This is a genomic window from Brevundimonas sp. (genome assembly GCF_036399195.1).
Lineage (GTDB): Bacteria > Pseudomonadota > Alphaproteobacteria > Caulobacterales > Caulobacteraceae > Brevundimonas.
On the sequence record NZ_DASWNO010000265.1, the window covers coordinates 1 to 12,330 of the forward strand.

Below are 12,330 nucleotides of genomic sequence, written 5' to 3' on the forward strand. Positions count from 1 at the left end.
GACGGACGAGTCTCGCCACGTGTCATGTCCGCCACTATATGCCTTGGCTCTGCCAGGAGCCCACATGGCCTACGCCGCCCGCGACGACCGACCCGCCGACAAGGCCGAGCGCTATCTCGAACTCGAGGAAGAAATCGCCGCCGTGCTGGAGGGCGAGCCGAACCGCGTCGCGCGCATGGCCACCGTCGCCTCCATGCTGGCCGACGGCTTCCCGGCCTTCTTCTGGGCCGGCTTCTACGTGGTCGATCCGGAGAAGCCGGAGGAACTGGTGGTCGGGCCCTATCAGGGGACGCTGGGCTGCTTGCGGATCGCCTTCGGGCGTGGAGTATGCGGAACCGCCGCGCGCGAACGAACCACCCAGATCGTCGCCGACGTCCACGCCTTCCCCGGCCACATCGCCTGCGACAGCCGTTCGGCCAGCGAGATCGTGGTGCCGGTGTTCGGCCCGGCCGGAGAACTGATCGCCGTGTTCGACGTGGATGCGACGGAGAACTCCGCCTTCGACGCTGTCGACGCCGAGGCCTTGGAACGACTGATGGTCCGGATCTTCGGCTGAACCGGCCGACGCGTCCGTGGCGCTCGACGCTCCAGCCGCTAGAGTGCGTTTTTCAGGAGAGACGGCATGTCTGAACGGGTGATCGCGGTCACGGGGGGCCATGGCGTTCTCGGGCGCGCGGTGGTCGAAGCGGCGCTGGCCGAAGGGCTGAGGGTGGCGGTGATCGACCACGCCACGGGCCTCTCGGCGCCTGAAGGCGTCCTCGAGCTCGGCGGCGTCGATCTGACCGATCCCGCTGCGGCCCAGACGGCCATCGACGCCGTGGCCGCCCACTTCGGCGGCCTCGACGGGCTTCTGAATGTCGCCGGCGGTTTCGTCTGGCAGACCACCGACGACGCCGATCCGGCCTGGGCCCGCATGTTCGCCCTGAATCTGGCCACCGTCCTGAACGCCAGCCGCGCCGCCCTGCCGCACCTCAAGGCATCCCCCGAAGGCCGCATCGTCAACGTCGGAGCCAACGCCGCAGTGAAGAGCGCCGCCGGCATGGGCGCCTACGCCGCCTCCAAGGCCGGCGTGCATCGCCTGACTGAAAGCCTCGCCGAGGAGCTGAAGGACAGCTCCGTCACCGTCAACGCCGTTCTGCCCTCGATCCTCGACACCGACCAGAACCGCGCCGACATGCCGGGTGCCGACCCGGGCAAATGGGTCCAGCCCGCCGATCTGGCGCGGGTGATGCTGTTCCTCGCCTCGCCGGAGAGCCGCGCCGTCACCGGCGCCCTGATCCCCGTTACGGGACGGGTCTGATGGAACTGACCCGTTCGGTCCTTTACCTGCCCGCCAGCAATCCGCGCGCGATCGAGAAGGCGCGGAGTCTGGACGCCGACGTCGCCATCCTCGACCTGGAGGACGCTGTCGCGCCCGACGCCAAGGCGGAGGCTCGCAGGGCCGTGGTCGAGGCGCTGACGGCGGGCGGCTTCCGGTCGCGGGTCGGGGTGCGCATCAACGGGCTCGACACGGTCTGGGGCGCCGACGACCTGAGCGCGCTTCAGGCGCTGAGCCCCGCCTTTGTGGTCGCGCCCAAGATCGAGAGCCCGGAGGCGGTGCATGAGGTGGCGCACCGGCTGCCTCCCGGCGTCGCACTGTGGATCATGGTCGAGACCCCGCTGTCGCTGTTGCGCCTGGACCGGGTCGCCGGGGCCGGCGCGCCGCTGGCGGCTCTGATGCTCGGCATCAACGACCTCGGCGAGCGGATGAACCTTGTGTTGGGCACGGAGCGCGAGCCGCTGAAGCCCTGGCTGGCCGCGGTCGTCGCCGCGGCGCGCGGTCACGGCTTGCTGGCCATCGACGGGGTGGTCAACGCCACCGACGACGCCGCCCGTTTAGAGGCCGAATGCCGACAGGGCCGCGCCTTCGGCTTCGACGGCAAGAGCCTGATCCATCCCGCCCAGATCACCGCCGCCAACTTCGCCTTCTCGCCCTCCCCAGAGGAAGTGGCCAAGGCCCGCGAGGTCGTCGCCGCCTTCGCCGCGGCCGACGCGGAGGGCAAGGGCGCGATCCGGGTCGGATACCGTATGGTCGAGCGGCTGCATCTCGACGCCGCTCATCGCCTGCTGGCCCGACATGCGGCGGCCTCGACGCGGCCCGAAGCGGAGCCTATCTAGTCCGTCCAGAAACAGAACCCGGCCCTCAAGCAGCGAGGCGCCGAGCGTTAGGGCCTCCCATGAGCAATGCCGTCATCGCCGCCACGGGCCTGTTCACGCCGGAGCAGTCGATCTCCAACGAGGAGCTGGTCGCCGCCTACAACGCCTACGCCGAGCGCTTCAACGCCGAGCACGCCGCCGAGATTCAGGAAGGCGACGTCGCCGCCCTGACGCCCTCCTCGGTCGAGTTCATCGAGAAGGCATCCGGCATCAAGAGCCGCTTCGTACTGGACAAGGCCGGGGTGCTGGACCCCGAGCGCATGACGCCGAACATCCCGGAACGGGGGAACGAAGACCTCTCGATCATGGCCGAGATGGCGGTCGCCGCGGCGCGGCAGGCGATCGCGTCGTGGGGCAAGCCGGTGTCGGAGATCGGCGCGGTGCTGTGCGCCGCTTCCAACATGCCCCGGCCTTACCCGGCGTTGGCGGTCGAGATCCAGCAGGCGCTGGGCATCGAGGGCTTCGGCTTCGACATGAACGTGGCCTGCTCCTCGGCCACCTTCGGCATCAAGACCGCCGCCGACTTCATCGCCTCCGGATCGGTCAAGGCCGTGCTGATGGTCAATCCCGAGGTCTGCTCCGCCCACCTCAACTTCCGCGACCGCGACAGCCACTTCATCTTCGGCGACGTCGCCACGGCGGTGATCGTCGAGTCCTCGGAGACGGCCGGGGCCGGCGGCTGGGACGTGCTCGGCACGCGGCTCAAGACCGTCTTCTCGAACAACATCCGCAACAATTTCGGCTTCCTCAACAACGCCGCGCCCGAGGGCATCGGCCAGCCGGACAAGCTGTTCATCCAGCAGGGGCGGAAGGTGTTCAAGGACGTGGTGCCGATGGTGTCCGACATGATCGTCGACCATGCCGCCGACCCCGGGCTGGACCCCCAGGGGCTGAAGCGGCTGTGGCTGCACCAGGCCAACATCAACATGAACCAGTTCATCGGCCGCAAGGTTCTGGGCCACGAGCCGACGCCGGAAGAGAACGTCATCGTGCTGGACGAATACGCCAACACCTCATCGGCCGGTTCGATCATCGCTTTCCACCTGCGCCAGCAGGACATGGCGCCCGGCGACCTCGGGCTGATCTGCAGCTTCGGCGCGGGCTATTCCGCCGGCACGGTGTTCGTCAGGAAGCGCTGAGCCGCCTCAGGCCGCCGCGACCGCCTCGATCTCGACCAGCCAGGCTTCGTCGAAAATGCCGGCGACGATCACCGTCAGCGCCGGCTGACGCCCCGCGAGGCGTCGAATGCGGACCTCCCGGTTCTCCAGCGCGAACCGCCGGTTCGACAGAAAGGTCGTGACCTTGACGAGGTTGTCGAGCGTCATGCCGGCGGCGGCCAACTGCGCCTCGATGTTGGTCCAGACCTGCTCGCACTGGCTGAGGAAGTCAGGGGCCAGCGACCCGTCGGGCGCGACCGGAATCTGGCCCGACAGATAGAGCCAGCGGCTCGCCCCGCTGACCTCCACCGCCTGGGGATACGAACCCTCGACCGGCGGCGAGCCGTCGCCGGTCAGGGGCCGTATCGCGGCGGTCACTGACGGGCGGCGTCCGAGCGGGCGCGAACCGCGGCGAATTCCGAGGTCGGCTTCCAGCCCGGCCAGTCGCTGCTGTTGGCGAGGTCCAGACCCAGCCGGTACAGCAGCGTCAGGTTCTCGACCGCCGAGGTCAGGTCCCAGTCCGCCGACCACTCGTCCGACGGCCGATGATAGTCAGCCGCGAACTTGGCGCGCCATGCGGCCTCGCCCGCGGCGCGACCGCCGTCGACCCAGTCCCAGCCGTGCCACGGCATGATCGCCGGAACGCCCATGCGTGCGAACGGGAAGTGGTCCGAGCGGTAGTAGAAGTTCTGCTCCGGCATGCCGTCATCGGACACGTAGCGGCCAAGCGGCGCGGCCAAGGCTTGAAGCCGATCCTCCAGGTCGTTCTGCCCCTTGCCGAAGATCGGAATGTCGCGCGTCGGGCCCGACAGCGGCAGCATGTCGATGTTGATGTCGGCGACGGTCGTCTCGAGCGGATAGACGGGGTTGGCGGCATAGCCGTAGGCGCCCATCAGACCCATCTCCTCCGCCGCCATGTGGGCGAAGACGACCGAGCGTTTCGGCGCCGGTCCGGCCTTGAACTGACGGGCCACCTCCAGCACGCCGATCGTGCCCGAGGCGTTGTCCCAGGCGCCGTTGAAAATCTTGTCGTCGCCGGCGGTCTCCGGATGCTGGGCCTCGCCCCCCACGTGGTCCCAGTGGGCGGAGTAGATCACCGTCTCGTCCGGGTGTTCCGTCCCCGGAATGCGCGCCAGCAGGTTGTGGGTCACGAGGGTCTGAATCGTCGACGAGGCGTCAACCGAAAGGGTGACCCCATTCAGAGGCGTCGCCTTGAACGAGCCGCTGCCCACGCTGCTCAGGGCGGTCATGTCGAGCCCCGCAGCGGTGGCCCATGCCATGGCGAGGTCGTGGTTGATGGCGGCGGAAAACTCAAGGTCAGCCGCGCCGGGAGTCATCTGCCGCGCGCTGGTCGCGCCGCGCAGCGTCGCCTGCCAAACGTTCGAGGACGCGTCACCCGGCATGAGGGTGACGATCCCGACCGCCCCCCGACGGAACGCTTCGTCCGCCTTGTACTGTGCCGCCTGATAGTTGGTGACATAGGCCCCGTTGAACCTGTCCCCCTCGGGCTCGCCCGGAACCACCACGACGACCATTCCGCGCACGTCGACATCGCCGTAGTCGTCCCACTGGCGTTCGGGCGCGCTGATGCCGTACCCGGCGAATACGACCGGGGCGTTCCGGATGGAGGCGCGTCCGTCGTTGGTCGCCGCACGCACCACGATGTCGGTTCCCGGCGTCAGTGGGCGGGTCTGCCCGTCCGGCCCGGTCCAGCTGGCGGTGGCGCCCGCGACGGGCGTGTAGGTCTTCAGCTCGACCGGCTGCAGCCACTGGCCGTTGGGGCCTCCGGGCTGGAAGCCCATCGCCTCGTACTGCGCCTGCAACCAGGACAGCACCATCCGCTCGCCTTCCGTTCCAGGATAGCGGCCCTGGAACTCATCGGTGCTGATCGCGCGGATATTCTCGCTCAGCCGAGCGGCCGAAATATCCTGTGCCGAGGCCATGCCTGTGGCCAGCAGCACGGCGGCGACGGCGGCGCCGCTGATCATCTTGCGCAACATTCGGGAGCTCCAGTGGCGAGTGCGGGCGTAATCTAGGGGGAGCTGGCGCGACCGCTCATTAAGTTTTCGTCATCTGACGAGGCCGGCGACTAGCGCCTCCGTGCGGCGCTGGGGGCGCGTGCGGGTCCGAACTCCGACCCCGGCATCCACTGAGGCCAGTCGCGGCTGTTGGCCAGATCGCGCCCGATGGCGAGGATCATCTCCAGGTCCTCGACCTGACCGCGCAGGTCCCAGTCCGCCGACCATTCGTCGTCCGCCTGGTGATACCGGCGGGAACCGTATTCGGAGCGGGCTGCCTCGCGCGCGGCGATCGGCTCGTCACGGAAGGCGCCGCCGCCGTCGGCGTAGGCCATCGGCACGCCGCGCTTCGCCAGCGGGAAGTGATCCGAACGGAAATAGCTGCCCGCCGCCGGATTGGCGTCGGGCTTGGTGGTCCGGCCCTGCCGCGCCGCCGCCGCCGTCAGGCGCGCGTCGAGGTCCGACTGACCCGAACCGACGATGTCGACGTCGGCGACCCGCCCGTAGACGTTCATGGCGTCGATGTTGAACCCTGCGACCGTGGTCTCCAGCGGATAGACCGGATTGGCGGCGTAGAACTCAGAGCCCAGCAGGCCGCTTTCCTCCGCGGTGAAGCTGATCATCACGATCGACCGCTCAGGCCGCCGGCCGGCGCCCCAGACCCGCGCGAGCTCCAGCAGCCCAGCGGTGCCGCTGGCGTTGTCGACGGCGCCGTTGAAGATGCGGTCGCCGCTGGCGTCCGGCTCTCCGACGCCGATGTGGTCCCAGTGGCCGGTGTAGAGGATGGTCTCGTCGGGATGGGTCGTCCCGGGCAGGCGCGCGATGACGTTGCGGGTGGTGACCTGGGTGGTCGCCACGTCGAACATGCCGCTGAAGCTGGCGTTCGCCAGGTCGACAGGACGGAAATCTCGGCTGCGAGCGGCGGTCTTCAGGGCCTCGAAGTCCTGACCGGCGCGGCGGAACAGGTCGACGGCGACGTCGCGCTGGATCCACGCCTCCATCGGCACGCGCTCGGCCGCGGCGTTGGCGCGGACGATGTCGAACTGCGGTCCCGACCAGCTGTTCTGGACCGTGGCCCAGCCGTACGAGGCGGGAGCGGTCTCGTGCACGATGATGACCCCCGCGGCGCCCTGCCGCGCGGCTTCCTCTTATTTGTAGGTCCAGCGGCCGTAGTAGGTCATGGCCCGACCGTTGAAGGTGTTCAACGCCGGCTCTTCGAAGTCGGCGTCGTTGACCAGAACGACGATGACCTTGCCGCGCACGTCCACGCCCTTGAAGTCGTCCCAGTTCCGCTCGGGCGCCTTGATGCCGTAGCCGACGAACACCAGCGGCGCATCGGTGAGCATGACGTGGTTCCCGGGCAGCCGGGTCGACACCACGATCTGCTGGCCCTGCGTCAGCGGGATGGACTCGCCCCCCACCTTCAGCTGCACGCCCCGCACGTTGGAGGCGTTGAAGCGGTTCAGGGCCACGTCCTGCGTCCACTGGCCGTTCGGACCGCCGGGCTGGAAGCCGGCGGCGGCGTATTGCTCGCTCAGGTATCGAACCGTCATCTCTTCCGCCGGCGTGGCTATGCCTCGGCCCTGGAACTCGTCGCTGCTCAGGATGCGAACGTGCTCGGAGAGACGGGCGGTGTCGAAGGCGGCGTTGGCGCCAGAGCCGGCGGGAGCGCCATCCCCGGTCGAGGCGCAGGCGGACAACAGGGCCACGGCGGCAAGCACGGCGGCGGTCGGGAACAGACGCATGAAAAACAGAGCCCTCGGTCGATGGAAGCACCGACGTTAGGGCGTCCGGCGCGGCCTGTCGATCAGCGGCGGCGTACTAGCGATCCGGCTGGGGAGCCACTGCGCCGGACGCCGGCCAGCCGCTGTCTCCCACCCGTGTGAGCCGCATCTCGATGAACGGACGGGGCGGCTGACCGTCGGCCACATAGGTCCCGACCTCGTGCCAAGTCCCGTCACGAATGACTGCGACATAATGGATGCGAGCGTTGGGCCCTGCCGGTGTCTCCCACTTGAAGCCGTCCTCTGTGACCTCGAACGGATAGTCGCCGCTGAACCCCTGGGCGTAGGAGCGGAAGCCGTACCGTTCCGCCCGCGCGTCCCATGAGATGATCGCCATGGCGTTGAACTGGGTCGACCCGTCGGCGGCGTAGCCCCGGCCCTCCACCACGCGGATGGAACCGCCCAGCAGTGGGCCGACCCGCTCGGTCTGGGTCAGCACCGTGGCTCCGCCCGGTCCCTGGATGGTGGCCTGACCGCGCCATTCGCCATCCATAAAGGCAAGGCGTTCGAGCGCTGCGCGCTGCGCCGGCGTACCTTCCGGGGAGGCCGGCATCTGGGCCTGCGCCGACATCGGAACGGCGATCAGCAGAGCGGCGATAGCGAAACAGGCGCGTGCGGACATAGCATCCTCCTCAGATGCTTTGTTCTGTAAAGTACTTTCCCACATGTTGCAACATGAACGAAAAAGGCCCGCCGGAGCGGCAAGCTCCGGCGGGCCATGCAGTCGTCGTCTCGACCGGCGTGTTAGTGCGCCACGCCTTTCCAGATGCGGCGGTAGCTGAGGTAGGTCACGCCCGCGAACAGCAGCAGGAAGATCAGCACGCCCACGCCGGTCTGCTTGCGCTGGACCTGCTTGGGGTCCGAGGCCCAGGCGATGTAGGCGGCGACGTCCTTGGCCATCTGGTCCTTCGACGCGATCGTGCCGTCGTCGTAGGTCACCTGCCCCGCGCGCAGCGGGTCGGGCATCGCGATGAAGCCGCCGGGAGGCACGTGGGCGCCGTCCGGCATGAACGGCGTCAAATCCCCGGCCATGTACTCGTTGTAGTGTTGGCCCGGACGGATCTCCAGGCCGGCGGGCGGCGCCGCGTAGCCCATCAGCAGCGAGTAGATGTAGTTCGCGCCGCCGTGACGGGCCTTGGCCATGACCGACAGGTCGGGCGGAGCCGCGCCGCCGTTGGCCGCGGCCGCGGCCGTGGCGTTCGGATAGGGGTTGGGGAAGCGGTCGGCGGGGGTGCCGTCGCGCATCATCGCCTCACCGGTCTCGGTGTCGATGTCGCCGATCTGCACTTCCTTGGCCAACGCCTTGACGAAGCGGTTCTCGGCCGGGTTGACCTGATGCTCGTCGTAAAAGGGGCCGCCCGGTTCCGCCAAGGTGCGGAAATGCATCAGGTTCATGCTGTGGCACGAGGCGCAGACCTCGCGGTACACCTTGTAGCCCCGCTGCAGCTGCCCTTGGTGGAAGGCGCCGAAGGGGCCTTCGAACGAGAAGCCGCCGTCGCGCAGAGCGTGGGCGCCGCCCTCGGCCGCCATGGCCGGAGCTCCGCCAAGGGCGAGGCCCGCCGTGGCGGCGATCAGGACGAGGGTCTTCTTCATGGAGCGGATGTTCGTCTGGAGGGTCATAGTCGCGATCAGCCCTTCTTCTCGGCCGAGGCCGGAGCCGCCGCCGTCCTCGCGTCACCGCCCACGCCCGGCAGGACCGGCTCGGAGATGGTCGCCGGGATCGGCAGCGGAGATTCCCGCAGCCCCACCAGCGGCATGATGATGAGGAAGAAGGCGAAGTAGTAGGCCGTGGCGAAGCGCGTCAGCCACAGATAGCTGTTCAGGTCGCCGTCGATCAGGATGAAGGTCTTGAAGTCGCCGATCACCGGCGCGTCCGGCAGCTGGGCGCCGCACCAGCCCAGGATCAGGCCGACCACGACGAAGATGATGAAGAAGGTCCGCATCGTCGGGCGATAACGCATCGACCGCACCTTGGACGTGTCCAGCCAAGGCAGGACGAACAGCACGCCGATTGAGCCGAACATCGCCACCACGCCGCCGAACTTGTCCGGGACGGCGCGCAGGATCGCGTAGAAGGGAAGCATGTACCATTCGGGCACGATGTGCGCGGGAGTCTGCAGCGGGTTGGCCGGGATGTAGTTGTCGGCGTGGCCCAGCGCGTTCGGCATGAAGAAGACGAACAGGGCGAACAGGATCAGGAACAGGACGATGGCGAACCCGTCCTTGACCGTGAAGTAGGGGTGGAACGGCACCGTGTCCTTGGCCGCCCGCTCCTTGGGGATCAGGATGCCGACCGGGTTGTTCTGGCCGGCGTGGTGCAGGGCCCACAAGTGCAGCACCACGCAGCCCGCGATCACGAACGGCAGCAGATAGTGCAGCGAGAAGAAGCGGTTCAGCGTCGCGTTGTCGATGGCCGGGCCGCCGCGCAGCCACACCAGCAGGGGCTCGCCGACGACTGGGATGGCCCCGATCAGATTGGTGATCACCTCGGCGCCCCAGTAGGACATCTGGCCCCACGGCAGGACGTAACCGAGGAAGGCGGTGGCGATCAGCAGGAAGAAGATCAGGCAACCGACGATCCAGATCATCTCACGCGGCGCCTTGTAGGAGCCGTAGTAGAGCCCGCGCAGCATGTGGATGTAGACCGCGATGAAGAACATCGAGGCGCCGTTGGCGTGAGTGTAGCGGATGACATCGCCGCCGTTCACGTCGCGCATGATGCGCTCGACCGAGGCGAAGGCCATCTCGGTGTTCGGCACATAGTGCATGGCCAGGATCACGCCGGTGGCGATCTGGATCACCAGGCAGAGCATCAGGATGCCGCCGAAGGTCCACCAGTAGTTGAGGTTCTTCGGGGTCGGCAGCGACGCATAGTCGGCGCCGAAGCGGATGATCGGCAGGCGGCTGTCAAACCACTTTTCGACGCCCGACTTGGGGACGTAGGAGGATTCGTGTTCGCTCATCGGTCTCGCCCTCAGCCGATCTTGATGCGGGTGTCGGAGAGGTAGGCGTACTCCGGCACGACGAGGTTCTTGGGCGCGGGTCCCTTACGGATCCGGCCCGAGGTGTCGTAGTGCGAGCCGTGGCAGGGGCAGAACCAGCCGCCGAAGTCGCCGGTGCCGAACGTCGGGATGCAGCCCAGGTGGGTGCAGTTGCCCAGCAGCACCAGATACTGCTGGTGGCCTTCCTTGACGCGCTCGGCGTCGGTCTGGGGGTCGGGCAGTCCGGCGCGGTCGTCGGCGCGGGCGGCGGCGATCTCGGCCGGGGTGCGGTAGCGCACGAACACCGGCTTGCCCTGCCATTTCACGACGACCTGCTGGCCTTCCTGAACCTTGGTCATGTCGAACTCGATCGACGCCAGCGCCAGCGTGTCGGCGGCGGGGTTCATCGAGTTGATCAGCGGCCAGGCCAGCATGGCCCCGGCGCCCACGGCGGCCGCGCCGGCCGCGATGTGGATGAAGTCCCGGCGGGAGGCGTCGCCGCCCTCGCCGTTGTCAGTCACGACCGATTCGGCCACGTCTTACTCCTCATGCGCCGCGATCCGCACCCGAGAGGGGGCGCGGCTGGAGCGGCTTGAATGCTTTAGCGGCTTCCCATCGATCTGGCCCGGCCCGGCGTTGCGGCTCATCGCCGCAAACTGCGCCGCCTCGTTGAGAAACAGTCGCATTTCGAGCCGCGACAGACCCCCGGGCCGCGCGTATGAGGGCCTTAGAATGCGTCTCGCCCTTTTTCAACCAGCCATTCCCCAGAACGTGGGCGCCTGCATCCGGCTGGGCGCCTGTTTCGGGGTCGAGCTGCACGTCATCGAGCCCACCGGCTTTCGTTTCGACGACCGGGCGATGAAGCGCGCGGCGCTCGATTACGGCCCGCTCGGGCATCTGGTCCGCCACTCCGGCTGGGACGAATTCCAGCGCGACCGGGGGCCGGGCCGGCTGGTGCTGTTCACCACGAAGGGCGCGACGCCGCTTCACGCCTTCGCCTTCCAGCCCGAGGACACCCTGCTGTTCGGCAGCGAGCCCTCCGGCGCGCCGGATCACGTCCACGCGGAGGCGGACGCGCGGGTGGCGATCCCGATCCGGCCCGAGGCGCGGTCGCTGAACCTGTCGGTCAGCGCGGGAATCGCGCTGTGGGAGGGGATGCGGCAGACGCGACTGACGGGCGTCGCTGGCCAGTCAGCCACCCATCCGCCCCGTCATCCTCGGGCTTGACCCGAGGATCAGATCATCCGGTGCTCGGTGGTTGATTTGCACCGCATTCCGCGGGGCCATTCGGGCTCACAGTCCAGCCCAACGTCTGATCCTCGGGTCAAGCCCGAGGATGACGGCGGTAAGTCAAACGGTGGCGACAGGCGCAGCCTACTCCGGCGCCGCGGCCTCCGGCAGCGTAGCCAGACTCGGCCGTTCGCCCTCTCTCCGGTCCGCCACCGCTTCCACCGCGCGCATCACGCGCAGCACGTTCTCGCCGGCCAGCTTGCGGATATCGGCATCGGTCCAGCCGGCCGCCATCAGGGCGGCCAGCAGGCGCGGATAGGCGTCCACGCCCTCAAGCCCGTCCGGCAGACTGCCTACACCGTCGAAATCGCCGCCGATGCCGACGTGGTCGATTCCGGCGATGTCGCGGACGTGCTGGATGTGGGCCACGACGTCGCTGACGCCGGCGCGAGGCGCCACATTCGCCGTCGTCCACGCCTGCAGACCCGCAGCCACTGCCGCCGGCTCGCCCGGGTGCAGCGCCTTAAGCCGCGCGTCCTCGGCGGCGCGGGCAGCGCTCCAGCTCCGAACCGCCTCGCTCACGAAGCCCGGCACGAAGGTGACCATCACCACCCCGCCGTCCTCGGCCATCAGCCGCAGCACGCTGTCGGGCACGTTGCGCGGATGCGCCGTCACCGCCCGCGCCGACGAGTGCGAGAAGATCACCGGCGCCTCGGACACCCGCATCGCGTCGAGCATGGTCTCTTCCGAGACGTGGCTCAGATCGACCATCATTCCCAGCCGATTCATCTCCCGCACAACGGCCTCGCCGAACGGGTTCAGCCCGCCCCACTTCGGCGCGTCCGTGGCGCTGTCGGCCCAGGTGGTGGTGGTCGAGTGGGTCAGGGTCATGTAGCGCGCGCCCGCATCGTGGAACTCGCGCAGCAGGCCCAGCGAATCGTCGATCGAATAGCCGCCCTCCATG

15 protein-coding genes are annotated in these 12,330 nt (G+C 68.5%); 5 read left to right on the forward strand and 10 right to left on the reverse strand.

What is annotated here, in order from left to right; genetic code table 11:
- Positions 1 to 64: 64 nt before the first annotated feature.
- From VGB60_RS11560 to VGB60_RS11575, 4 genes are all read left to right on the forward strand, one after another.
- Positions 65 to 556 (forward strand): GAF domain-containing protein, encoded by a 492-nt coding sequence (locus VGB60_RS11560; protein ID WP_331038399.1) that lies wholly within the window; start codon positions 65 to 67, stop codon positions 554 to 556.
- Positions 557 to 622: 66 nt separating this feature from the next.
- Complete coding sequence (locus VGB60_RS11565; RefSeq protein ID WP_331038400.1) at positions 623 to 1,300, forward strand: SDR family NAD(P)-dependent oxidoreductase; 678 nt, start codon at positions 623 to 625, stop codon at positions 1,298 to 1,300.
- The gene (locus VGB60_RS11570) at positions 1,300 to 2,157 is read left to right on the forward strand and encodes a CoA ester lyase (RefSeq protein WP_331038401.1); all 858 of its coding nucleotides are present in this window, start codon (positions 1,300 to 1,302) and stop codon (positions 2,155 to 2,157) included. Before VGB60_RS11565 ends, VGB60_RS11570 begins: the two co-directional genes overlap by 1 nt.
- A 59-nt stretch (positions 2,158 to 2,216) precedes the next feature.
- On the forward strand, positions 2,217 to 3,335 hold the full coding sequence (locus tag VGB60_RS11575) for a beta-ketoacyl-ACP synthase III (RefSeq protein WP_331038402.1): 1,119 nt from the start codon (positions 2,217 to 2,219) through the stop codon (positions 3,333 to 3,335).
- A gap of 6 nt (positions 3,336 to 3,341) precedes the next feature.
- On the opposite strand, the gene VGB60_RS11580 is transcribed toward VGB60_RS11575, so the two are convergent.
- The 9 genes from VGB60_RS11580 to VGB60_RS11620 all read right to left on the reverse strand — a co-directional run bounded on the left by VGB60_RS11580 (position 3,342) and on the right by VGB60_RS11620 (position 10,822).
- Complete coding sequence (locus VGB60_RS11580) at positions 3,342 to 3,731, reverse strand: RidA family protein (protein WP_331038403.1); 390 nt, start codon at positions 3,729 to 3,731, stop codon at positions 3,342 to 3,344.
- Entirely contained in the window at positions 3,728 to 5,353 is a 1,626-nt protein-coding gene (locus tag VGB60_RS11585; protein WP_331038404.1) for a M28 family peptidase, read from the reverse strand. The genes VGB60_RS11580 and VGB60_RS11585 overlap by 4 nt, the downstream gene beginning before the upstream one ends.
- Before the next feature lie 89 nt (positions 5,354 to 5,442).
- Positions 5,443 to 6,480, reverse strand: coding sequence for a M28 family metallopeptidase (locus VGB60_RS11590; RefSeq protein WP_331038405.1), 1,038 nt, complete (start codon positions 6,478 to 6,480; stop codon positions 5,443 to 5,445).
- A gap of 39 nt (positions 6,481 to 6,519) precedes the next feature.
- On the reverse strand, positions 6,520 to 7,116 hold the full coding sequence (locus VGB60_RS11595; RefSeq protein ID WP_331038406.1) for a hypothetical protein: 597 nt from the start codon (positions 7,114 to 7,116) through the stop codon (positions 6,520 to 6,522).
- Positions 7,117 to 7,192: 76 nt separating this feature from the next.
- On the reverse strand, positions 7,193 to 7,777 hold the full coding sequence (locus VGB60_RS11600; RefSeq protein WP_331038407.1) for a DUF1579 domain-containing protein: 585 nt from the start codon (positions 7,775 to 7,777) through the stop codon (positions 7,193 to 7,195).
- Positions 7,778 to 7,899: 122 nt separating this feature from the next.
- Positions 7,900 to 8,775: a cytochrome c1 gene (locus VGB60_RS11605; RefSeq protein ID WP_331038408.1), complete on the reverse strand. Its 876-nt coding sequence runs from the start codon at positions 8,773 to 8,775 to the stop codon at positions 7,900 to 7,902.
- An 8-nt stretch (positions 8,776 to 8,783) separates the two neighbouring features.
- Positions 8,784 to 10,118 carry a cytochrome b gene (locus VGB60_RS11610; protein WP_331038409.1) on the reverse strand — a complete coding sequence of 445 codons (1,335 nt, stop codon included), beginning with the start codon at positions 10,116 to 10,118 and terminating at the stop codon, positions 8,784 to 8,786.
- A gap of 11 nt (positions 10,119 to 10,129) precedes the next feature.
- On the reverse strand, positions 10,130 to 10,672 hold the full coding sequence (gene petA / locus VGB60_RS11615) for a ubiquinol-cytochrome c reductase iron-sulfur subunit (protein WP_331038410.1): 543 nt from the start codon (positions 10,670 to 10,672) through the stop codon (positions 10,130 to 10,132).
- A 3-nt stretch (positions 10,673 to 10,675) separates the two neighbouring features.
- Positions 10,676 to 10,822 carry a hypothetical protein gene (locus VGB60_RS11620; protein WP_331038411.1) on the reverse strand — a complete coding sequence of 49 codons (147 nt, stop codon included), beginning with the start codon at positions 10,820 to 10,822 and terminating at the stop codon, positions 10,676 to 10,678.
- Positions 10,823 to 10,868: 46 nt separating this feature from the next.
- Here VGB60_RS11620 and VGB60_RS11625 point away from each other — a divergent pair, with 46 nt between their 5' ends.
- Positions 10,869 to 11,363, forward strand: a complete 495-nt coding sequence (locus VGB60_RS11625; RefSeq protein ID WP_331038412.1) for a tRNA (cytidine(34)-2'-O)-methyltransferase — start codon at positions 10,869 to 10,871, stop codon at positions 11,361 to 11,363.
- A 147-nt stretch (positions 11,364 to 11,510) separates the two neighbouring features.
- On the opposite strand, the gene VGB60_RS11630 is transcribed toward VGB60_RS11625, so the two are convergent.
- Positions 11,511 to 12,330: dipeptidase (locus VGB60_RS11630; RefSeq protein ID WP_331038413.1), on the reverse strand; the 820-nt coding region annotated here is incomplete at its 5' end.